Genomic DNA, 21,873 nt, shown 5'->3' on the forward strand with positions numbered 1-21,873 from the left:
CACAATTGCACCGCTGGCTTTTGGTCCACGGATCAACTGAAGTTCAAAGAAACCTTGGTAAGACTTCGACGACTTGTGGCATGTGAGGCCAGAAACGTTAGCGTATGACAGAGATTGTGGTTTGGCCATAACCAAGCGTGATACATCCCCAGGAGGACAGGAAATCATGAGCAAACAGTTTGATGTCGCTGTGTTGGGAACCGGCCTGATGGGCGTTCCCATGGCGCGGAATCTCCTCAAATCTGGCTTGTCTGTGACCGCATGGAACCGAACCCTAGACAAAGCCAAACCCTTGGTTGCGGAAGGTGCGACGGTAACGGACACCGCCGCGCTGGCGATAGCGGATGCAGACATTATTGTGACCATGCTTTCGGATGGATACGCAACTGGTGCGCTGTTGGCTGACGCGGCGTTCTGCGAGCACTTGAAGCCTGGAATGATCTGGATTGATATGTCTAGCGCCAAGCCTGAACACGCCCGAGAACAATCCGCGCAATTGGCCAGGATGGGGATATCTCATTTGGATGCCCCGGTTTCCGGTGGCACAAGAGGCGCCGAGGCGGCAACCCTTGCGATCATGGTAGGAGGAGACAAAGACGTACTGGAGCAAGTTAAACCAATTCTTTCAGCAATGGGCCAACCTGTCCACGTCGGCCCTAGTGGCTCAGGGCAATTGTGCAAACTGGCCAATCAAACAATTGTTGCAGTAACAATTTCAGCCGTCGCCGAAGCGACACTTTTGGCACAGCAAGGGGGTGCGGATCCAATGGCCCTGCGTTCGGCATTGAAAGGCGGATTTGCTGATAGCGTTATCCTGCAACAACACGGTGAACGAATGTCTGAGGGCAATTTCGCACCCGGTGGCTTGTGTAAATTTCAGCTAAAGGACTTGGACAACACGTTGGAAGAAGCGAGAAGCCTAGGCATCGAACTGCCCAACACGCAATCTGTACGCGACCGCTTCAAGTATCTTATTGACGAAATGGCTGGGGCTGAACTGGACCATTCGGCTCTGTATCTGGAACTCAAAAAACGGAACAAAATGTCGTGAACCGGATTCTTGTCATTGGCGGAGGAGGGATGTTGGGCCAGAAGTTGGCTCATCGCATTGCGGCTGAAAAGACCTTTGGTGTGAATGCCCAAGTCTCACTGTTCGATCTCGCGTTTCCGCCAAACAGTGCGGTAGGCAATCAGATTGAGGGAAGTTTGACAGCGCCCGGCATAGCCAAGTCTTTCGCCGCACAGCGCCCAGACGTCATTTTCCATCTCGCTGCTATAGTTTCTGGACAAGCTGAGACCGACTTTGCATTGGGTTGGGGCGTCAACCTCATGGCGACGTGGGCACTGCTAAACGCGCTCAAGGATGAACACGAGGTGTCCAAAGGCGAGTACCGGCCGCGATTGGTTTTTGCCTCTTCCATAGCAGTTTTTGGAGCACCATTCCCCGACAAGATAAATGATGAGTTTCTCTCTGCGCCTTTAACCAGTTACGGGGCGCAGAAAGCGGCATCGGAAATAATGATCACGGACTTTAGCAGAAAAGGATTTATCAACGGTATTTCTCTGCGGTTGCCGACTTTGTGCGTACGCCCCGGTAAAGCCAACGCTGCCGCTTCGTCCTTTTTTTCAGGGATTATCCGAGAGCCTTTGAACGGAGAGGAGGCCATATTGCCTGTTGCCGATACTGTACGCCACTGGCACGCCAGTCCACGCGCAGCAGCGGCCTTCTTGACCCACGCTGCCAACTTGGACACCGAACTTTTGAACGACCGACGCTCGTTGAATATGCCCGGCGTGAGTTGCACGGTATCAGAACAGATTGAAGCGCTGCGTACTGTAGCTGGCCAGGACGCTGTTGCCTTAATAAAACGTACTCCTGACGCGGCAATTGAAAGTATAGTTAAGAATTGGCCCCGTGACTTTGAAACGGATCGTGCGCTGGACTTGGGATTCCGGGCGGAATCGAGTTTTGACGATATTGTCCGCGTGTATCTGGAGGATGACTACAAGCGTTAGTGGCCCATCGTCTTTCCGGTCAAGTGGCGCTTAAGGTGGTCGTGAATTTTGTCTCTTGTTAATTGCTCATCCCCTGACAGAGCAGCTTCTAGTATATCTGCATGATGCCTTATGTTTTGAGAGATGAACTCGAAATTGCGGTCTGCCACCATCAATTGCTGTCTGAATTGAGAATAAATTCGGCCATGCATTTGCTTCAACGTTTCCGATCCACAAGCAGAAATCAGCGTTTGGTGAAATTCCTTCTCCGAGCCAAACCAGATCTCGACAAGGTCGCTCGGGTCGTTTGCGGCGTGAATGCGTTTTTCGATATGGCTGAGTTTGTGATGTGCAGCCGTCAATCTTGCCTCCCAATCCACTCCGCCATTTCGGATCGACATTGCTGTGCCTTCTGCCTCCAGCAAAACACGGACGTGTGTCAATTCGATAAGCTTCTGCGGGGAACGCTTTGGCACGCGGAATCCCTTTTGTTCCTGAAAGTCCACCAAACCAACAGCGGCCAAACGAAAAAGGACTTCACGAACTGCACTCGCAGAACAACCATACTCTTTTCGCAGTTCTTCGGCCCGCACCTTGGATCCATGTTCGAATCCATTAGAGATTAGACGCATCTTAAGATCTTGATAAATATCTACTTCTTCGTTCATCCCGGTATGCGCCTTCAAGTTTGTCCAAGTAGCGTCCTAACGCTATTCTCGAATTTTTACAAGAATCTCGAAATTTTTCGTAATTTCAAATTTTTCTTGTTGCATTCGATTCGTCGGCTTAACGTTTACTCGCGTGACAGCAAAGGAGGCAGCAAGATCTCCCACTCCGCGCAACGCTCAACGTCTGGGAGGACAATATGAAAATAGTCAAGACAGCGGCCGTGGCGGCCGTAGCCACGACAATGGCAGCCGGCTTTGCGATGGCTGAAACAACGAAGCTTAGAATTCAAACCCATTTCTCGCCCGAAACTCTATCTGGCCAGATGGCCGCAAAATTCATTGAAGACATTCAGGAAATGTCGAACGGCGAAATCGAAGTTGAAATGTTCTATTCCTCTTCGGTGGTCAAATCAGTTGAAACATTCGATGCCGCAGCTACGGGAATTCTGGATTGCGACATGACGGGCGGCGGCTATCAGACCGGTAAGAATCCGGCCTTCCAGTTTGCGGGCGACCTGCTCGGCGGATACCAGAACCCATATCAGCAAATGGCTTGGCTTCTTCATGGCGGCGGTAGAGAAGCCGTAAACGATCTGTACAACGGCTACGACATGGAGTTCATCGGATGGTGGATTCCCGGGCCGGAGTCGCTTGCTTCGACCAAGCCGATTGCAAAAGTGGAAGACTTCAAGGATTGGAAGTTCCGCTCGCCTCCAGGCCTGGCGACCAAAGTGTTCGCGGAACTTGGCGCTTCTCCGATCGTGATGGACTTCAACGAAATCTTTACGGCTTTGGAAACCGGTATCATTGATGGCGCGGATGCTGCAAACCTGACTAACAACGTGGGTCTGGGTCTATACGAGATCGCAGGTCACACAAACTATCCCGGTTTTCACTCGATGCCTGCAGATCACCTGGCCTGTCGCAAAGACGTTTGGGAAGCTATGCCTGCGCACCACAAGAAGATCATGGAAGTCGCAATGGATAGCTTGGCATTGCACAATGCCACAATCAATGAAGTGCAGAACGCTCAGACTGCAAAAGACCTGCAAGCAAAAGGGGTTCAGTTGTACGAATGGTCGCCTGAAGACCTGGCAGCGTATCGCGCGGCCGTTCAGGTCGGTTGGACTGAATTCGCGACGACCCCTGAGGCACAGGCACTTTTGGAAAGTCACATCAACTTCCTGCGTGACCTGGGAGCGATGCAGTAGTTAGGCTTCGACCGAATTACGACGCACGGAGAGGCCGCACTAGCGGCCTCTCCGGATCGGCGCCGGGATCCAGAACTTCATGAAAATCAAAAGAATAATAAGTCACGTACTGCAGTACGACATGCCGGAAGTTCTGGGCTATTCGCAGCAGTATTATGACAAGCGGACAACCCATCTCGTTGAAGTTCAAACGGACGAAGGGGTGACAGGCTGGGGAGAGTGCTTTGGCCCCGGCAACATAGCAGTAGCAAACAAGTCCATCGTCGAAAAAGTAATCCAACCTATGGTGCTGGGTTTGGACCCATTGGACAAAGACGTGATCTGGCACAAGGTGTACAACCTTCTCCGAGATCATGGGCAAAGTGGAATGCCAATGCAGGCCTTGTCCGGGGTAGATATCGCCCTTTGGGACATCACGGGCAAAATCACTGGCCTCCCCCTCCACAAGCTTGTCGGCGGTGCGCATCGGACAAGTGTTCCGTGCTACGGCTACGGCATGATGCTGCGGGATGAACCGATTTCTGATCTGGCCAACCGTTTCGAAGATGAAGCTGCAAAGATCAAGGCAATGGGGTTTACCGCGACCAAAATGAAAACCGGCTTTGGTCCGAAGCCTGATGTAAAGCTGTGCGAGGCGGTGCGACGCGGAGTTGGTGACGACTTTCCTTTTATGGTCGATGCAAACCATGCCTATACGACTTCGGACGCATTTTTTGTCGGTCGTGCGTTGGAAGAACTGGACGCATATTGGTTCGAAGAACCCGTCGCGCCAGAAGACATTGACGGGTACCGCGAACTGCGCTCTTCGCTTAAAGTCAACATCTCGGGCGGAGAGGCGGTATTCAATCGCTGGGCCTGGCGCAATCTTCTTGAAAATCGCGGCATCGATATAGCGCAGCCAGAAGTATGCGCTTTGGGCGGTGTTTCAGAGTATCTCAGGGTACTGGCCCTATGCCACGCACATTTCACTCCGGTCGTAAATCACGTCTGGGGCAGCGCCATCGCCGTCGCAACTAATCTGCACCTACTGGCCGCCATGCCAGCGATTCCAGGCGGTTTGCATCCATGGGAGCCAATGCTGGAGTTCGACACAACGGACAACAAGTTTCGGGACGATCTGCTGACCCTTCCGCTGGAAATTCAAAATCAGGTCAAGGCCAACAACGGCCGTGTCATGATCCCGACTGGCCCCGGACTGGGTGTCGAGCCGGATCGAGACTTTATCGATCACTACAGGATCGAAGGATAGGGACGAGGGTTACGCGATGCACAAGAATTCAGGCGGACCAATTGAATGGCTCATACCGTTGGCCTTCGTCGCGACTGCCAGTTGGCTTGTTTGGCATCTTCCAGCATTCCTGTTGGATTGGCTGCCTTACACCTCAGAATCTCTCAAAAGTCAGGTAACGGAAATCTACCTCCGCAGCGACGTCACGCCCGAAATGTCTGGTGTGTTCGGGGGGTACATCGACGTCATCGACGTGGCCGCGCTAGTGCTTTTACCTGTTCTTGCAGTGATTGGCACAAAGACCGTGCGCCCGGCGACGATGGAGTTCGAAGGCTCGACGGTTATGGACCGCGTCGCCCTGTTCATAGGCCGAGTTACGATGATGATGATAGCAATCATGACTGTCGTGATGCTCTACGAAGTCTTCATGCGCTACATACTGGAAAAGCCGACCGAGTGGGCCAACGAAATGACACTCTGGTTCGCCAGCTTTGTGTTTTTGATGTCTGGCTACTACGCCATGCAGCAACGCAGTCACATTAGAATATTCCTGCTGTACGATGCAGTTCCACGTTGGCTTCAGCGCGTTTTTGATACGGTTTCGACAATACTGATCGTGCTGTTTGCCTTCTTCCTGGTCTACGGCAGCTACAAACAGGTGTTCGTCAACAAGCTCTATAAATGGGAGCTTTATGGCTCCGCCTTCAATCCTCCGATCCCGGCGACATTGCAGCCGATGGTGCTGATCGTGATTACGCTCGTCGCAATGCAAGCAATTTTGAACCTGATCTCGGATTGGAACAAAGAACCGGAAATCCACACGGATGAACCGGATGAGGATGAGATTGAAATGATCAAGCGGGCGGTGGGACAAGACTGATGGATATTGGAACAATCTCACTCATCCTGATGGTCGCCCTGATCGTGCTTCTGGCGATCGGTATGCCCTTGGGTCTGGCCTCGGCCTCGCTTGCGGTTCTGGTTCTCGTCCTGAAGTTCGAACCTACACTTCTTTTGAACCCATTTTCATTCGGCGACGGCATTCTGACCGGCCGGCCGGGAACAGGGCCACTCTACATCCTGGCGCAGAAGATATACGGGCTCTTAACGGACTACGTGCTCATATCCGTGCCATTGTTTATCTTCATGGCGTCGTTGCTAGAGCGGTCCGGGATCGCGCGCGACATGTATTCGTCGCTGAATGTCTGGCTGTCTAGAACACGTGGCGGCATCGCGATCGTGACCTCGATCATGGCAGTTATCATGGCGGCCATGTCCGGCATTATCGGCGGTGAGGTTGTCCTGCTGGGCCTTATCGCCCTGCCCCAGATGCTGCGACTTGGCTACGATCAGAATCTCGCCATCGGCGTGATATGCGCCTCGGGGTCGCTGGGTACCATGATCCCGCCCTCGATCGTTCTGATCATCTATGGGCTGATCACCGAAACCTCGATCAAGTCGCTGTTCACCGCGTCGTTCATTCCCGGCTTCATGCTGGCCTCGATGATCATCCTGTACATCATCATCCGCACGCGGCTGAATCCTCACCACGCGCCGCTGCCTGAACCGGACCCGAACGACCCTGAACCGGTTGAAAAACGCAAGCTGTTTGCGGCCTTCATGAGCATCGTCGTAGCCGGTTTTTCCACCGTTCTGTTTGTCCGCGCTGCGTTTTTCGAGCTTTCTGGCTCGAACGCCGCCAGCCAGGGCGAACCAGCGCGATTGGGGACAGCTGACTACCTGCCCTGGTTTGCCGGCATCACGATCGTCGCCCTTCTGCTGATCTTCTTCGTCTTTGGCAGGCAGCGCGCCAAAATCGGGTGGGAAATGGGCAAAGGCCTCGTCGCGCCGCTGGTCGTCATCGGCGTCGTGCTCGGCTCGATCTATGGCGGGATCACAGGCATCACCGAGGCAGCAGGCATGGGCGCCTTCGCCGTTCTGATCATCGCCATTCTGCGGGGCGAAGGATCATTCGAGCTGGTTTGGGACAGTTTGATGCGGACGCTGAAGTCCACCGGCACCATCATCTGGGTGACCATCGGGGCCGCCGCGCTGGCGGGTGCTTACACCATAGCCGGCGGGCCTCAATATGTGGCCGATCTGATCGTCGGGCAGGACCTGCCGACCATGCTGGTTATCCTGGTGATGATGCTGATCCTGCTGTTCATGGGCGCGTTCATGGATTGGGTCGGCATCGTCCTGTTGATCATTCCAGTCTTTCTGCCGATCGTCCTTCGCCTTCCCATTGAGGAAATCGGACTCATTGGCCAGTTGCAGCCGAGCCATGTCGCCATCTGGTTTGGCGTCGTATTCTGTATGAACATGCAGGTCAGCTTCCTGTCCCCCCCATTTGGCCCGGCCGCGTTCTACCTGAAGTCGGTGGCCCCTCCGCATATCAGCCTGACGGATATCTTCCGCGGCTTCCTCCCATTCATCGGGATCCAGTTGCTGGCGCTTTCCGTTCTTCTGATCTGGCCGGGCATCATCGCGCTGCTTTTGTGAGGTAACACCCATGCTGACACAAGATCAGATTGGCAAGTTCCAGACAGATGGATACCTCGTGGTCGAGGATGTAATTCCCGCCGATGTCCTGGATCGGGTACAAGCCGAATACTCGGATGTCCTGAACCGGCTCTATGATGGTTGGTACAAAAAGGGTCTGGTCAAGGAAGAGCCGTCCGGAATGACCTTCTGGGACAAACTTCTGTCCGCCTATCAGGCTGGTTGCGACTATTTCCAGCCGCTGGACATCTCGTTGCCCGGCGATCGGATCATGGCGGACACACCTTTCCATATTGGGCCCGCCGTGTTCGACTTGCTGACGGCCTACCCCATGCTGGACATCGTCGAGCAGTTGATCGGGCCAGAGTTGGTCAGCAATCCGATCCAGCACGTTCGGCTGAAGCCCCCTGCCCTCAAGCTGACAAAGGACGAGGTTCGCGCGCACATCACCGCAACGGACTGGCATCAGGACCGGGCGGTTGCGTTAGAGGACGCGGACCAGTCCGACATGGTCACGGTTTGGATTGCCGTCAACGATGCAACGGTCGAAAACGGCTGCCTGCAAGTGCTGCCAAAGACCCGGGATCAATCCATCCTGCCGCATTGTGCGCGGACGCAGACAGGTATTGCCGAGGGGTTCATTGACGAAGACCGCGCCCTGCCCCTGCCCGTCAAGGCGGGTGGGATCATCCTGTTTGACCCTTTGACGCCACATGCTTCGCTGGTCAATGAAACAGACAGGTTCCGCTGGTCGTTCGATATCCGCTTCAGCGCGGCAGGTCAGCCCACAGGCCGAGACCATTTCCCCAGCTTCATCGCAAGGTCCAGATCGTGCCCCGAAACCGAATTGCGGGATTGGCGTGTCTGCAAGGCCAACTGGGAGTCGGCGCGAGCACGGCTGTCCGGACAACCGCATATTGATCTTCACCGGTGGACATCAGACTCGCCCTTTTGCGCCTAGATTCGGCCGCTAAGAAAGCTGACTATGACTTTTGTACGTTTAGATCGAACGGATAGTGTGGTGGTTGCCACTCGACCCTTGGAGGCAGGCAGTGTTGTCGAGGATGTCACGACTAATGCGCGCATCCCTTCAGGTCACAAGGTCGCCATGCGGATGCTTGCGCTAGGCGAACCGGTCAGAAAATACGCCCAGATTATCGGCTATGCCACTCAACCGATCCAACCCGGCGATCATGTCCATACCCACAACGTCGAGTTCCGCAACACCAGCGTGAACTACGAGTTCGCGACGGATCTCAGGCCCACGAAACCCGCCACCTCGGTCGATACGTTCATGGGTTACCACAGGGACAACGGCCGGGTCGGCACCCGCAATTATGTCGCGGTCCTGACCACCGTGAATTGTTCGGCGACAGCGGCTCGCATGATCGCAAATCACTTTACGCTGGAAAAGCTGGCCGAGTATCCGAACGTCGATGGCGTGGTGGCCTTTGTCCACGGAACGGGCTGCGGAATGGCCGATTCCGGCGACGGTTTCGAAGCTCTCCAACGAGTCATGTGGGGGTTTGCGAAACACCCCAACCACGCTGCCGTTCTGATGGTCGGTCTGGGCTGCGAGATGAACCAGATCGACTGGCTGCTGGACGCGTATGGGCTAAAGCAGAGCCCCACGTTCCAGACGATGAACATCCAGAACGTCGCCGGATTGCGCCGGACCGTGGAAATGGGCATCAGCAAGATCAATCAGATGCTACCCCTTGCAAATAAGGCACAGCGCAGCGAAGCCCCAGCGTCCGAACTTATGGTTGCGCTGCAATGCGGTGGATCGGACGCTTGGTCTGGTGTGACCGCGAACCCGGCGCTCGGACACGCCTGCGACCTGTTGGTCGCCCAAGGCGGCACAGGTGTCCTTGCGGAAACGCCCGAGATCTACGGAGCAGAACACCTTCTGACCCGTCGCGCTCTCGATCGGGCAACTGGCGAAAAGCTGGTCGGACTGATCGATTGGTGGCAGGACTACACAGCCCGCAATCATGGCTCAATGGACAACAACCCAAGCCCCGGCAACAAACAAGGGGGTCTGTCGACCATCCTTGAGAAATCGCTGGGGGCGGCGGTAAAGGGCGGAACCAGCCCTTTGACCGGCGTGTTCAAATACGCCGAACCCATCACGCGCAAAGGCTTCACCTTTATGGACAGCCCCGGATATGACCCGGCCTCGGTAACCGGGCAGATCGCGGCCGGGTGCAACCTTGTGTGCTTCACCACGGGGCGTGGCTCTGCCTTTGGATCCAAACCGGCGCCCACGCTGAAAATCGCCACCAACTCTGAATTGGCGACTCGCATGCCCGAAGACATGGACGTGGATGCGGGAGACATTCTGACCAAAGGGGTCAGCGTCGAAGAAAAAGGACAGGAAATATACCGACGGCTGCTCCAAGTCGCCTCTGGCGCGCGAACCAAGTCCGAGGCCCAGGGGCTGGGTGACTACGAATTCGTTCCCTGGCAAATCGGAGCGATGATGTGAAACGGATCCTAGTAGCCGGCGGCGGATTGATCGGTATCCGCCACGTCCACGCCGTGATCGAGCATCCCGGCTGCATGTTGGTCGGGTTGGCCGATCCAGATGGCTCGATCCAGATCAATGCGCCACGTTTCGCCAGTATGGACGATGTGCAGGACCCGGTGGATGGCGTCATAATCGCAACGCCGACCCGCCTGCACACCGAAAACGGGATCCTGGCCGCGTCGCGCGGGTGGCACATGCTGATCGAAAAGCCGGTTGCCGCGTCGGTCAATGACGCCTTGCGCCTGAAGAGGATCGTCCGCCAGGCCGATGTCCGCAGCCTGGTGGGCCACCATCGGCGGTATCACAGCACCTTGCAGCACCTGAAGGAGGTGATCACACAAGGAACGATCGGACGGGTCATCAACGTCTCGTTGCTGTGGGCCATGCGCAAACCCAACAGCTATTTTGAACAGAACTGGCGGACTTCGGATGGCAGCCCGGTCATGATCAATCTAGTGCATGATATCGATGTACTGCGCTTTGTGATCGGAGAAATCTCGGATGTCGTAGCCCTGCCCGGCGCGTCGATCCGCGGATCGGATCGGATAGAAAGCGGCGCCGTCGCGATCGCCTTCGAAAACGGCTCGACAGGCACCATCAGCTTTGCCGACTCTGCGCCCAGCCCATGGGGGTTTGAGGCAGGAACCGGCGAAAACCCGAACATCGGCACGACCCGACAGGACATGATGTGGATCACTGGAACGAAGGGCGCTGTAAGTTTTCCTTCCATGACCCTGTGGCGTGGAAAGGATTGGGGCACTGCGGCCCAAAAAGACCAACTTCTGCGACCGAAACAAAAACGCGAGCCGCTGGAGGCCCAGTTGGATCATTTCCTTGACGTGATCGACGGCGCCTCACCGTTGATCGACGTCGAGGATGCGACCCGGACGCTCGAGGTCACATCACGGATAGAACAGGGGCTAAAAGCGCGGTCAGCTCGAGCGCGGGCGCCGACCTGAAGGAAATCCGGCCCCGGCGAAGAACCGGACCACCCAAAAACCTATGATTACACGCCGGGTAATATGTGCATCCGAACTTCAAAACCGCCCGCGCCAGACACAAGAATGAAAACCAGAGACATTTACGGAAAGGGAAACCAATGAGCAAACCATCAATCGGGTTTATCGGCCTGGGACTAATGGGTGGAGCCATGGTAAGCCGGCTGTTGGACCAGGGATACTCGGTCACGGTCTTGGGAAACCGCGACCGAACGCATCTGGACGACGCGATTGACCGGGGCGCCCGTGAGGCGCAAAACGCCCGAGATCTGGCACAAGCCAGCGACATCGTGATGCTGTGCATGGGAACCTCTGAACAGGTCGAGGGTCGTATGCGCGGTGCAGATGGCGTGATCGAGGGATTGAAGCCCGGGGCGATCGTCATCGACTTTGGCACCTCGCTTCCGGGCAGCACACGCGCCTTGGCCAAGGAGGTTGCCGCAGCCGGCGGAAGCTATCTTGATGCGCCTCTTGGCCGGACGCCCTCGCACGCGCTGGAAGGCAAGCTCAACATCATGACTTCCGGCGACAAGGCAGCCTTTGACAAGGCTGGGCCGACACTGAAGGACTTGGGCGAAAACGTCTTTTACCTTGGCCCTGTCGGATCGGGGCACACCATCAAGTTGATCAACAACTTCTTCGCAATGACCGTCGCGAACGCGATGGCCGAAGCCTTTGCAATGGCAGATATCACCGGCGTTGATCGCAGGCAGCTTTATGACGTGATGGCCGCAGGACCGCTGCATTCCGGAATGATGGATTTCGTCAAAGCCTACGGTGTCGAGAATGACCCGAACCAACTCGCCTTCGCCATCAAGAACGCGGCAAAAGACCTTGGGTATTATGACCGCATGGCGCGCGAGGCCGGTGTTACCAGCGTGATGTCGCAGGGCGCGCTTTCAGCGCTGAACGACGCGCGCGACCACGGTCAGGCGGATGACATGGTCAGCCAGATGGTTGACTACTACGTCAAGCGCTTCAACACCTGAACGATGGCCGTCACCGCCAACCCCACCGCGGACTTGCCGCGCCTGGGCATCGTGCTGATGCTGACAGCGTGGCTGTTCTTTTCACTGGTGGACCTTGGGGCCAAGTGGTTGGCGTTGGCCGGCGTGCCGGCATTTCAATTGGCGTTCATGCGTTACGCGGGACACTTCGTGATCTCGGTGGGTGTGATCGCCAAAGGCGGGATTGAGGCTGGCCGGTTCAAGACCGACCACCCATGGCAAGTCATCAGCCGGGCCTTGCTGCTGATCTCTGCGACCGTTTTCAACTTTTATGCCCTGCGGTTTCTACCTTTGACCGTCGTGTCAGCGATCATGTTCTCAAGCCCTGTCATCGTGTGTTTTCTGTCCGTTTTCGTGTTGAAAGAGAGCGTTGGCCCTTGGCGTTGGGCGGCCATCATCCTGGGCTTTCTGGGGGTTCTGGTTGTCGTCCGGCCGCTTGGCACGGCCTTTCATCCGACCATGTTGCTGATCGTCTACAACGCCACAGCGTTGGCCTTGTACTCGATGATGACGCGCAGGCTGTCCGGGGTTGTTGCCGTGGACACCATGCAGTTCTACCTCGGGCTTACCGGGACGGTGGTCCTACTGCCTTTCGCCATCTGGTTCTGGGTCCAGCCGGAAAACACCTGGAGCCTGATTGTTTTGATCGGTCTTGGCGTCTTTGGCTGGTGCGGGCATCAACTGCTGACGAACGCGCATCGTTTCGGAACGGCGAACCAGTTGATGCCATTCACCTATTCGTTCCTGATCTACGTTGCGATCTGGGGCTATCTGTTCTTTGACACGATACCGGACGCATTCACATTGGCAGGGGCCGCGCTGATCATGGTTGCAGGCCTCATAATCTGGAAAAGAGAAAAGAAATGACGCGAATTGCCTGTATCGGCGAAGCCATGATCGAATTGTCCATGCTGGAATCTGGCGCAAAGGTGGGCGTCGCTGGGGATACGCTGAACACCGCCATCTACATGCACCGCGCCGCTCCTGATTTGCAGGTGGAGTATGTAACATGTCTGGGCGACGACCCGTTCTCGGAGCGTATCGCGGGGTTCATCGCCAGTCATGGTATCGTGACATCCGGCATCCGCATCATTCCGAACGCCTCCCCGGGACTCTATGCGATCACGACATCTGCGAACGGTGAACGCAGCTTTACCTATTGGCGCAGCGAGGCAGCCGCCCGTCAGCTTTTTGGCGATCACGACTTCAGTCTGCTGAACGGCTACGACGTGCTGTACTTGTCAGGGATTTCCGTGGCCATTCTTCCGCACGAGGTGAGACTTGCGCTGCTGGACTGGCTCGAAGGCTCTTCCATCCGGTTAGTCTATGACAGCAACTTTCGTCCGCGTCTTTGGGACAGCATCGAGCACGCCCGGCAGATCAACCAACGGCTTTGGCAGCGTGCAGACATTGCCCTGCCGTCCATTGACGACGAGATGGCGCTGTTCGGGGAAAGCCCGGATCAGGTGGCGGCACGCTTTTCCGATCATCACGGCATCGGTGCGTTGAAACGCGGAGAGGATGGCCCCCTGTCGATCGGTCAGAACATTAAGCAGACCTATGAGCCTGCCAAAAACGTGCTGGATACCACAGCCGCGGGCGACAGTTTCAACGGTGGGTACCTCGCGGCCTTGCTGACCGGAAAATCGCAGGCCGAGGCCCTGATGGCCGGACACAATCTGGCATCCACTGTTGTTCAGGTCCGCGGCGCAATCATTCCTGGATAAGTGGCGCGAGATCCTCAGCGCCGACAAGGCGCAAAAGCGGCACTACCGGGTCTGGCTGTTTAACGGCCGAGGCGATTTCTGACGCGCAAGGATCGTTCAGCGCCCTGCCTTCGGCGGTCTCGGACATGCAATAGGAAATCCAGGCCTGCATCCCCGCGATCACCGCCTGAGAGCCGGTTATACGGAGTGTGGGAACAAACCGATACGGCAGCTTCTGACTGCCATCCATCGCGATTTGGTCCAGCCGGTGCGCCAGCTCGGGGTTTTCAAACCGGCGCAACAGGGACTCGGCATAGTCCGGGACCTGTGCTTGCAGTGCAGCGGGCAGCGTTGCGCCCGCATCTTTCATCAACTCGGAAACCAGCGGGCGCAAAACCGGGTCTCCAACCGCTTCGTGGACATAGGTCAAACCCCGCTCTAATCCGGCATAAGCCAACAGGGAATGCGCACCGTTCAACATGCGCAGCTTTCGCGTCTCGTGCGGAACCACGTCATCGACCAGTTGCACACCTGGCCAATCCGGATGCGGGCCGGCGAAACTACCTTCGATGACCCACTCCGAGAACGCCTCTGTCGGAACAGCCATAGGGTCGCCGCTGATTGCGCGAACGGCGTTCGTGGTGGCCGGGGTGATCCGGTCGACCATCGCGTTGGGAAAGCGAACAGCGTCCCAATTCACGTCCAGACCGGCTGCTTTCGCAAAATCGGCAACCGCTGTTTCAAGCGTTTTTCCGTTCTCCATACGATTGTCGCAGCTAAGCACCGTCACTGGCTTGCGCCGTTCCGCAAGGCCAAAGGCAAGAAACCCGATCAGCGTCGCAGGCCCTTGCCCCGCCAGATCGGCGGCAATCGCCGGGTCTTGAAGGTTCAGCTTGCCCGCGGCATCCAAATGATAACCTTTCTCGGTCACGGTCGCCGAGATGATCTCAGCATCCGCCATTACAGTGAAAACCGCTGCACGATCCTCGGGCGCGACCAGAACGTCCCGCAGAGTTTTGATGCGACGGACGCCCTGCCCCTGTACGCACAGATCGTATTCGAAGCCCTGTCGGGCCAATCCATCCCGAACCGAGGATGAACGCAGGCTGACGCCGACAACGTCCCATCCGCCCGCTTGATCGGTGTAATCCAGCAAATGCGCCCGCGCAAAGTTTCCGAGGCCGAAGTGAAGAATTGTACCCATTTAGCTTTGCAATCCGTAAGCCTGTTTCGCCAGATCGACCGCCAGCAACCGCGCGAGATGCTCGGCACTGTCCCGCCCGAAATAGCCGCGCGCAACCTGCTCGACCAGATGAAGCGCCACACCCCGTCGCCACAGGTCGTGACGTGCCGGTATGGACAAAAAGGCCCGCGTGTCGTCATTGAATCCAGCCAGATTGTAATATCCGGCCGTTTCAACGACCTGATCGAAATACCGCGCAATCCCGGCTGGGCTGTCATGGAACCACCAAGGCGGCCCGATCCGAAGGCACGGCCAATGTCCCGCCATAGGAGCCAGTTCACGAGCATAGGAGCCTTCGTCCAGTGTGAAAAGGATGACGCGCAGATCCGCCGTGTTTCCAACCCGGTTCAAAAGCGCCTCAAGGCCCGTAACCCAATCCATCGCGATTGGAATGTCAGCCCCCTTGTCCCGTCCGAATTCCCGCATCACCGCGTGGTTGGTGTTGCGCTTGCTACCGGCATGAATCTGCATGGTCAGACCATCATCGACGGACATCTGCGCCATTTCGATCAGCATATGCCCATAGAAGCGGCGGGCGTCCTGTTCCGTACCTTCCCGCCGTCTCAGCCGTTGGTAAAGCGCATCCGCGTCGCCCAGCCACTCGGTCTGCACGCGTTCAATACCGTGGTCGGTGGCCGTACAACCCAGTTGAATGAAATGAGCTCGTCGCATTCGCAGCGCGTTGAGGTAGCCATCATAGCTGCCCAGATCGCAGCCTGTCAGCTCCGCCAACTTGTCCAGGTTCTGCACGAATTCCGGGTCCGCCCCATCTAAAACCCCGTCCGGGCGGAAAGTCGGCACTACGCGCCCGCCCCAACCGCTTGTGCGGACAATCTGATGCTCCGCGAGATCGTCGAGAGCGGAATCAGTGGTGGCCAGAACCTCGATTCCGAACCTGTCGAACAAGGCCCTCGGGCGAAATTCAGGTTGCGCCAGTTTTCCCGAAATCTCGTCATAGATCAGGTCGGCCGTACACGAGGACAAATCCTCAGACACGCCAAACGTTTCATTCAGCACGTGGTTCATCCAAATCCGGGATGGCGTCCCCAGAAACAGATGCCAATGCTCGGCAAAGGTGCGAAACACGGCGCGAGGATCCTTCTTTCGGCCCTCTTCGCCAACGCCAAGTTCGGACAATGGAACGCCTTGCGAATAGAGCATACGGAACACGTAGTGGTCCGGAACCACCAGCAGCTCTGCCGGGTTGGGAAACGGCGCATCGGTTGCAAACCACCCCGGATCGCAGTGACCATGCGGAGACACGATCGGCAGGTCCTTGATACCGAGGTACAGGTCTTCTGCCATCCCTTTCAAACCACCAGTCAATTCCGCCTCCGATACAGTTGCCCGCAATTGTTAACACAGTTTTTAATGGTTGCATCTTTCCCGTTCGAACCCGCAGACTGACCGTGTGATCCGGGGGAATGAATGAATATTGCGCTGATTGGTTTGGGGATGGTTTCTGGCACGCATGTCGCCGCCATTCGGGCATCGGATCAAGGCCTCAGTCTTGCCGGAGTCCTCGGGCGCAATCCTGACAAGGCAGCTGAGTTCGCGCGGCGAAACGATACCCGCGCATTCAGCTCGGTCGAGGAAATCGCAAACGACCCAAACGTCGACTTTGCGATCATCGCAACTCCGCCCGATCAGCGCACAAAGTTGGTGCGGGTTCTTTCGACCGCTTCGAAACCGATCCTGATGGAAAAGCCCATCGAAAGAACGCTGGACGCCGCGACAGCCATCGTCGATCGGTGTGAGGCGTCAGGCGTGCCGCTGGGCATCGTCTTTCAACACCGCGCCCGCGCCGCCTCGCAAGCCCTGAAATCGGCAGTTGAACAAGGTGAGCTGGGCGCGATCGCAACGGTGGAGATCCGTGTCCCCTGGTGGCGCGATCAGAGTTACTATGACGAGCCTGGTCGCGGAACTTATGCACGCGACGGAGGCGGTGTCATGATCTCGCAGGCAATCCACACGCTTGACCTTGCGATGTGGCTGCTGGGGCCGATCTCGGACATTCAGGCCGTGATGAGAAAAACTCCGTTGCACGATCTCGAAGCCGAGGATTGGGCAGGTGCTGTCTTTGAAATGAAAAACGGCGCAGTGGGCACGTTGATGGCGACCACCGCCGAGTTTCCGGGGGCCGCTGAGTCCATCACCATACAGGGCACGCGCGCCAAGGCCTATCTGGAGTCAGGTGTCCTGACCTTGACCACATTCAATGGCCGGAAATCAACGGTTGGCGAAACCGCCGCCACAGGCGGAGGGGCCGATCCCATGGCGTTCACCCATGCGTGGCATCAAGCGGTCATCGAGGATTTTGCCAAGGCCGTTGCCGGTGAAGGGCAGCCCATGGCCACCGGACGCAGTGCCCTTTTGACCCACGCCGTCATCGACGCGATGCAGATCGCCAATCGAACCGGCCAGAAAACACGAGTCGCCTCATGAGTCTGACCTGCGTCGCCCTTGGCCTGGACCACCGCCATATCTATGGCATGACGGAAAACATGCGCAAAATCGGCATGGACTGCGTTGGCTATTGGACACAAGGCGATCCGGAAACGCTGGCGGGCTATGTCAAAAGGTTTCCCGATATTCCGCGGCTGGCCCGACTGGAAGACGCCCTGAACTGCGGGGCGGATCTGGCGCTGATTTCGGCAATACCGGCGGACAGGGCCGCGTTGACAGTCCGCGCCATGCAGCACGGCATGGATGTCATGAGCGACAAGCCGGGCTGTACGACGTTCGAGCAACTCGACGATATCAAGCGAACGGTCGCGGACACCAGTCGAATCTGGTCGGTGAATTTTTCCGAACGGTTTGAAACGCCCGTCAGCACCCGGGCGACCGAGTTGGTCAAGGCCGGTTCGATCGGAAGCGTGATCCAGACGGTCGGTCTTGGCCCGCACCGATTAAACCGGGCAACCCGGCCGGAATGGTTTTTTCAGCGTGACCGCTACGGCGGGATTCTGACCGACATCGCCTCGCATCAGATTGATCAGTTCCTGCACTACACAGGTTCAGAAACCGCGGAGATCACGAACGCCTATGTGGCGAACTACGCAAACCCGAACGATCCCGGATTGCAGGATTTTGGCGAAGTCAATCTGTGCAGCGAGAATGGTACCGGGTACATCCGGGTTGACTGGCTCACGCCGGATGCCCTGCCAAACTGGGGGGATGGTCGTCTGACAATCCTGGGCACCGAAGGATATATCGAGTTGCGGAAATACGTCGATGTAGGCGGGGCCTCTGGTACAGACCATCTGATCCTCGTCAACGGCGAAACCTGCCAAAAGATCGACGCAACCGACGCCGGCCTTCCCTACTTCGCGCGCCTCGTCGACGACATCCGCAACCGGACCGAAACCGCAATGACGCAGACCCACTGCTTTACGGTCATGGAACTGGCGCTGCGCGCGCAGGAATTGGCGGAACGCAGATGATCAACGTTGCGATCCTTGGCGCAGGTATCGGTGAGCAGCATCTGAACGCGCTGGAACGGCTTGGTCGCACCTTCCAAGTAGCCGCCGTTGTCGACCAGAATACGGATCGGATCGAACAGATCCGACAGAACTCGGATTTTCGAGCACTGAGCAACATTCAGGACGCGCTGGATGATCCGACGATAGATGTCATCGACATCTGTCTGCCGCCCCATCTGCATGTACCGACCACCCTTGCGGCACTGGCCGCAGGAAAACACGTCGTCTGCGAGAAACCTCTTGCGACCTCGATGCAGGATGTGGATCGGATCACGGCAGCCGCACGCAGCGCAGGCAGGCAGGTGTTTCCGGTCTTTCAATACCGGTGGGGCTCGTCACTGGCACAATTGCGCCATCTGCAGCGCGCAGGCCTGACCGGAGCCGTCCAAACCGCCGCGCTGGAAACCCATTGGTCCCGAGGGGCAGACTACTATGCGGTGCCCTGGAGGGGAACTTGGACCGGTGAACGCGGCGGCGCAGTGCTGGGCCATGCGATCCACAACCATGATCTGCTGACTCATATCGCGGGTGATATCGCCTGGGTGTCTGCGATGGTCACAACGCGGGTCAACCCGATCGAGACCGAAGACTGCGCCGCAATCTGCTTTGGCATGACTTCCGGAGCATTGTGCACAAGCAGCATCTCCCTGGGCGCCGCCACCGACGAAACCCGCCTGCGGTTCGTCTTTGAAAAACTGACCGCGACTTCTGGCACGGAACCCTATGCTCCGGGTCAATCGCCTTGGACATTCGTCGCGCGGGACTCGGTGGATCAGGTCGCCGTCGACAACGCTCTTGCATTCGCCGCGGTCGAGCCAACGGGGTTCGAAGGGTTCTTTACCGAAGTAGGCAAGGCTCTGCGGTTCGAGGCAAACTCGGCCGTTACGCTACAGGACGGTGCTGCGTCCATCGGGCTCGTGACGGCGGTTTACCACGCGGCTCGTACCGGGCAGCGCGTTGCCCTTCCTATCAGGCCCGATCACCCGCTGTATGAAGGATGGCTGCCATGAAACAATGCTGGCGTTGGTTCGGCCCCGATGATCCGATCGTCCTGGCCGATCTCCATCAAATCGGTGTTCAGGGCATTGTAACTTCACTGCATCACATCCCGCCGGGAGAACCCTGGGACGAACCGAGCATCGCCGATCGGCAGGCGTTGCTGGCAGCTGCCGGGTACAGTTGGGACGTTGTCGAAAGCCTGCCCGTCTCCGAGGCGATCAAGACGCAGTCCGCTGACATGGCAGAACATCTGCAGGCGTATAAGTCCAGCCTCAGGGCCCTGTCCGCCCGTGGCATCAAAGTCGTTTGCTACAACTTCATGCCAATCCTGGATTGGACGCGTACCGCCCTTCGCGCCCCGCAGCCGCACGGGGGAACGGCCATGCTGTTCGACCTGACGGATTTTGCAGTTTTCGACATACATATTCTCAAGCGGCCGGGCGCGTCCGAAGACTATTCCAGCGCCGTCCAGCAAGTGGCCACGGACCGTTTTTTGGGCATGCCGGATCGTTCCAGGGCCCAATTGAAGCACAATGTCACTGCGGGGCTGCCGGGCGCAAACGATCAGTGGAGCGTGCAGGACGTGCGCGCTTTGTTGCAGACCTATGCTCACATAGACCGTGACCGGCTTCGCGCAAACCTGATCGATTTCCTGTCCGAGGTCGCTCCGGTGGCTGAAGAGCAGGGGCAGCGCTTGTGCTGCCATCCGGATGATCCGCCGTTTTCGTTGCTCGGTCTTCCGCGAATCATGTCCAGCACCGATGACTACGGCGCCGTTCTGGATGCCGTTGATTTGTCGGCGAACGGCGCAACGCTGTGTACCGGGTCGTTGGGAGTGTCCCCCGAATTCGATGGACTGGACTTCGTGCGCAGGCATGGCGACCGGATTCACTTTGTCCATTTGCGAAACACCCGACGCATCGCAGGGTCAGACAGCCAGAAGCCGGACTTCTTTGAGGCCCCGCATCTGGAGGGCGACACCGACATGGTCAGTACCATTCGCGAGTTGATGAACGAACAGCGCCGCCGCAAATCCCAAGGGCGTGGCGACTGGCAAATTCCGATGCGGCCCGACCACGGACAAGAACTGCTGAGCGATCTGGGCGGACACAGCACTCCCGGCTATCCGCTGATCGGACGAATGCGCGGGTTGGCGGAACTGCGCGGCATCATGGCGGCGTTCTCGTAACGCGTCGGGTCATGCAGTTTCTTTCCGCCGCAACACTTCTTTGCTTGCCTGACCGCCGCATTCTTCGTTTACTTACGGCACGTAAACGGGCAGCGGGGTGTCTTCCGGACTCGCCCGAAGTCTGTTCAAGACGCGTGAAACTCCCGCGAAAACCGATGCGATTGGGCATCATTTTTCGAAACGTCTGCCATACGGCAATGGCGGAAGAACGGGAGAGGTTCAAATGAAAACCGCAGGCGTAATCGGTCTTGGCGACATGGGCAGCGGCCTGGCTAAAAACCTAATCAAGAACGGCTTTGAAACATCCGGTTTCGACCTGAGTGAGACACGCTTGACGGCATTTGCCGACATGGGCGGCCTGCCCAAGGACAGCGTGGGACAGGTCGGCCGTCACGCCGCCAGTGTGTTTGTCATGGTTATGAACGGAGATCAGGCCCGCGATGTCATTCTGGGTGAAAACGGCCTGGTTGCGAACATGGCCAAAGGCGGAACGGTCATCCTGTCGGCGACCATTACCCCGGCCGAAGCAGGCGCTATCGGGCAAGACATGGAGGGCTCGGGCATCCACCTGATCGACACGCCGGTCTCGGGTGGGTTTCCCGGCGCGCAGAACGGCACACTGACGATGATGGCTGCCGGTCCTGAGGATGTGCTGGACCGAAATGCCGAAGTCATGCAGGCAGTGTCGGCAACCATTCATCAGGTCGGAGAAAACGCCGGCGACGGGCAAACCGTGAAAGCCTGCCTGCAATCCCTTATCGGATCGATCTTTTCCGCCACATTCGAGGCTGCGGCCCTGGCAGCCAAAGCCGGTGTCAGCGGTCAGGCATTGCTTGATGTTTTCTCCTCATCCAGCGCGGGGTGCGGCGTCGTGAATACCGCCCTTGAAAACATCATTGATCGCAAGTTCGAGGCCACCGGTAGTCATATCGCAACCATGCATAAGGACCTGACGATCTCTCTGGCACTAGCCGGTGCGTTGGGCGTTCCAATGCACACAGCGTCATCCGCAATGCAGATCTTTCACGCAGGAAAAACCAAATACCCGAAAGGCGACAACTGGGTGTGTACTCGCGTCATCGAAGAGATCGTTGGCGCAGAATTGCATCGCTGAG

General features: G+C 57.3%; 20 protein-coding genes. 17 read left to right on the forward strand and 3 right to left on the reverse strand.

All coding sequences use genetic code 11. The features are described 5' to 3' along the window. Positions 1–82: 82 nt before the first annotated feature. Positions 83–1,051: an NAD(P)-dependent oxidoreductase gene (locus D1823_RS06545; RefSeq protein WP_254683806.1), complete on the forward strand. Its 969-nt coding sequence runs from the start codon at positions 83–85 to the stop codon at positions 1,049–1,051. Further along, positions 1,048–2,016 carry a D-erythronate dehydrogenase gene (gene denD / locus D1823_RS06550; protein ID WP_117869157.1) on the forward strand — a complete coding sequence of 323 codons (969 nt, stop codon included), beginning with the start codon at positions 1,048–1,050 and terminating at the stop codon, positions 2,014–2,016. Before D1823_RS06545 ends, denD begins: the two co-directional genes overlap by 4 nt. On the opposite strand, the gene D1823_RS06555 is transcribed toward denD, so the two are convergent. Continuing rightward, positions 2,013–2,663 carry a GntR family transcriptional regulator gene (locus D1823_RS06555; protein WP_117869158.1) on the reverse strand — a complete coding sequence of 217 codons (651 nt, stop codon included), beginning with the start codon at positions 2,661–2,663 and terminating at the stop codon, positions 2,013–2,015. The genes denD and D1823_RS06555 overlap by 4 nt on opposite strands. Positions 2,664–2,860: 197 nt before the next feature. Here D1823_RS06555 and D1823_RS06560 point away from each other — a divergent pair, with 197 nt between their 5' ends. The 10 genes from D1823_RS06560 to D1823_RS06605 all read left to right on the forward strand — a co-directional run bounded on the left by D1823_RS06560 (position 2,861) and on the right by D1823_RS06605 (position 13,866). After that, positions 2,861–3,874, forward strand: coding sequence for a TRAP transporter substrate-binding protein (locus D1823_RS06560; RefSeq protein WP_117869159.1), 1,014 nt, complete (start codon positions 2,861–2,863; stop codon positions 3,872–3,874). Positions 3,875–3,953: 79 nt separating this feature from the next. Next, on the forward strand, positions 3,954–5,123 hold the full coding sequence (locus tag D1823_RS06565) for a mandelate racemase/muconate lactonizing enzyme family protein (RefSeq protein ID WP_117869160.1): 1,170 nt from the start codon (positions 3,954–3,956) through the stop codon (positions 5,121–5,123). Between the two features lie 16 nt (positions 5,124–5,139). Next, positions 5,140–5,982, forward strand: coding sequence for a TRAP transporter small permease subunit (locus D1823_RS06570; protein ID WP_254683807.1), 843 nt, complete (start codon positions 5,140–5,142; stop codon positions 5,980–5,982). Then, on the forward strand, positions 5,982–7,604 hold the full coding sequence (locus D1823_RS06575; RefSeq protein WP_117869161.1) for a TRAP transporter large permease subunit: 1,623 nt from the start codon (positions 5,982–5,984) through the stop codon (positions 7,602–7,604). Before D1823_RS06570 ends, D1823_RS06575 begins: the two co-directional genes overlap by 1 nt. A gap of 10 nt (positions 7,605–7,614) precedes the next feature. Next, positions 7,615–8,565: a phytanoyl-CoA dioxygenase family protein gene (locus tag D1823_RS06580; RefSeq protein ID WP_117869162.1), complete on the forward strand. Its 951-nt coding sequence runs from the start codon at positions 7,615–7,617 to the stop codon at positions 8,563–8,565. Between the two features lie 24 nt (positions 8,566–8,589). Continuing rightward, positions 8,590–10,092: a UxaA family hydrolase gene (locus D1823_RS06585; protein ID WP_117869163.1), complete on the forward strand. Its 1,503-nt coding sequence runs from the start codon at positions 8,590–8,592 to the stop codon at positions 10,090–10,092. After that, positions 10,089–11,093, forward strand: a complete 1,005-nt coding sequence (locus D1823_RS06590) for a Gfo/Idh/MocA family protein (protein ID WP_117869164.1) — start codon at positions 10,089–10,091, stop codon at positions 11,091–11,093. Before D1823_RS06585 ends, D1823_RS06590 begins: the two co-directional genes overlap by 4 nt. 65 nt (positions 11,094–11,158) lie before the next feature. Further along, positions 11,159–12,121 (forward strand): NAD(P)-dependent oxidoreductase, encoded by a 963-nt coding sequence (locus D1823_RS06595; protein ID WP_256369667.1) that lies wholly within the window; start codon positions 11,159–11,161, stop codon positions 12,119–12,121. Between the two features lie 3 nt (positions 12,122–12,124). Beyond that, on the forward strand, positions 12,125–13,006 hold the full coding sequence (locus D1823_RS06600) for a DMT family transporter (protein WP_117869166.1): 882 nt from the start codon (positions 12,125–12,127) through the stop codon (positions 13,004–13,006). Beyond that, complete coding sequence (locus D1823_RS06605) at positions 13,003–13,866, forward strand: sugar kinase (RefSeq protein ID WP_117869167.1); 864 nt, start codon at positions 13,003–13,005, stop codon at positions 13,864–13,866. Before D1823_RS06600 ends, D1823_RS06605 begins: the two co-directional genes overlap by 4 nt. On the opposite strand, the gene D1823_RS06610 is transcribed toward D1823_RS06605, so the two are convergent. Together D1823_RS06610 and uxaC are read right to left on the reverse strand one after the other, a co-directional pair. Continuing rightward, positions 13,853–15,049, reverse strand: a complete 1,197-nt coding sequence (locus D1823_RS06610; RefSeq protein WP_117869168.1) for a mannitol dehydrogenase family protein — start codon at positions 15,047–15,049, stop codon at positions 13,853–13,855. The two genes, D1823_RS06605 and D1823_RS06610, sit on opposite strands and share 14 nt — an antisense overlap. After that, positions 15,050–16,393: a glucuronate isomerase gene (uxaC, locus tag D1823_RS06615; RefSeq protein ID WP_117869169.1), complete on the reverse strand. Its 1,344-nt coding sequence runs from the start codon at positions 16,391–16,393 to the stop codon at positions 15,050–15,052. 123 nt (positions 16,394–16,516) lie between these two features. Between uxaC and D1823_RS06620 the strand changes: the two genes are divergently transcribed. The 5 genes from D1823_RS06620 to D1823_RS06640 all read left to right on the forward strand — a co-directional run bounded on the left by D1823_RS06620 (position 16,517) and on the right by D1823_RS06640 (position 21,872). Beyond that, complete coding sequence (locus D1823_RS06620; RefSeq protein WP_117869170.1) at positions 16,517–17,533, forward strand: Gfo/Idh/MocA family protein; 1,017 nt, start codon at positions 16,517–16,519, stop codon at positions 17,531–17,533. Further along, on the forward strand, positions 17,530–18,531 hold the full coding sequence (locus D1823_RS06625; RefSeq protein WP_117869171.1) for a Gfo/Idh/MocA family protein: 1,002 nt from the start codon (positions 17,530–17,532) through the stop codon (positions 18,529–18,531). The genes D1823_RS06620 and D1823_RS06625 overlap by 4 nt, the downstream gene beginning before the upstream one ends. Further along, complete coding sequence (locus D1823_RS06630) at positions 18,528–19,580, forward strand: Gfo/Idh/MocA family protein (protein ID WP_117869172.1); 1,053 nt, start codon at positions 18,528–18,530, stop codon at positions 19,578–19,580. The genes D1823_RS06625 and D1823_RS06630 overlap by 4 nt, the downstream gene beginning before the upstream one ends. Then, the gene (gene uxuA, locus D1823_RS06635; protein ID WP_117872777.1) at positions 19,577–20,758 is read left to right on the forward strand and encodes a mannonate dehydratase; all 1,182 of its coding nucleotides are present in this window, start codon (positions 19,577–19,579) and stop codon (positions 20,756–20,758) included. The genes D1823_RS06630 and uxuA overlap by 4 nt, the downstream gene beginning before the upstream one ends. Positions 20,759–20,981: 223 nt before the next feature. Beyond that, on the forward strand, positions 20,982–21,872 hold the full coding sequence (locus tag D1823_RS06640; RefSeq protein WP_117869173.1) for an NAD(P)-dependent oxidoreductase: 891 nt from the start codon (positions 20,982–20,984) through the stop codon (positions 21,870–21,872). Position 21,873: the final 1 nt, after the last annotated feature.

This window comes from Ruegeria sp. AD91A, assembly GCF_003443535.1.
In the GTDB taxonomy this organism is placed as follows: Bacteria; Pseudomonadota; Alphaproteobacteria; order Rhodobacterales; family Rhodobacteraceae; genus Ruegeria.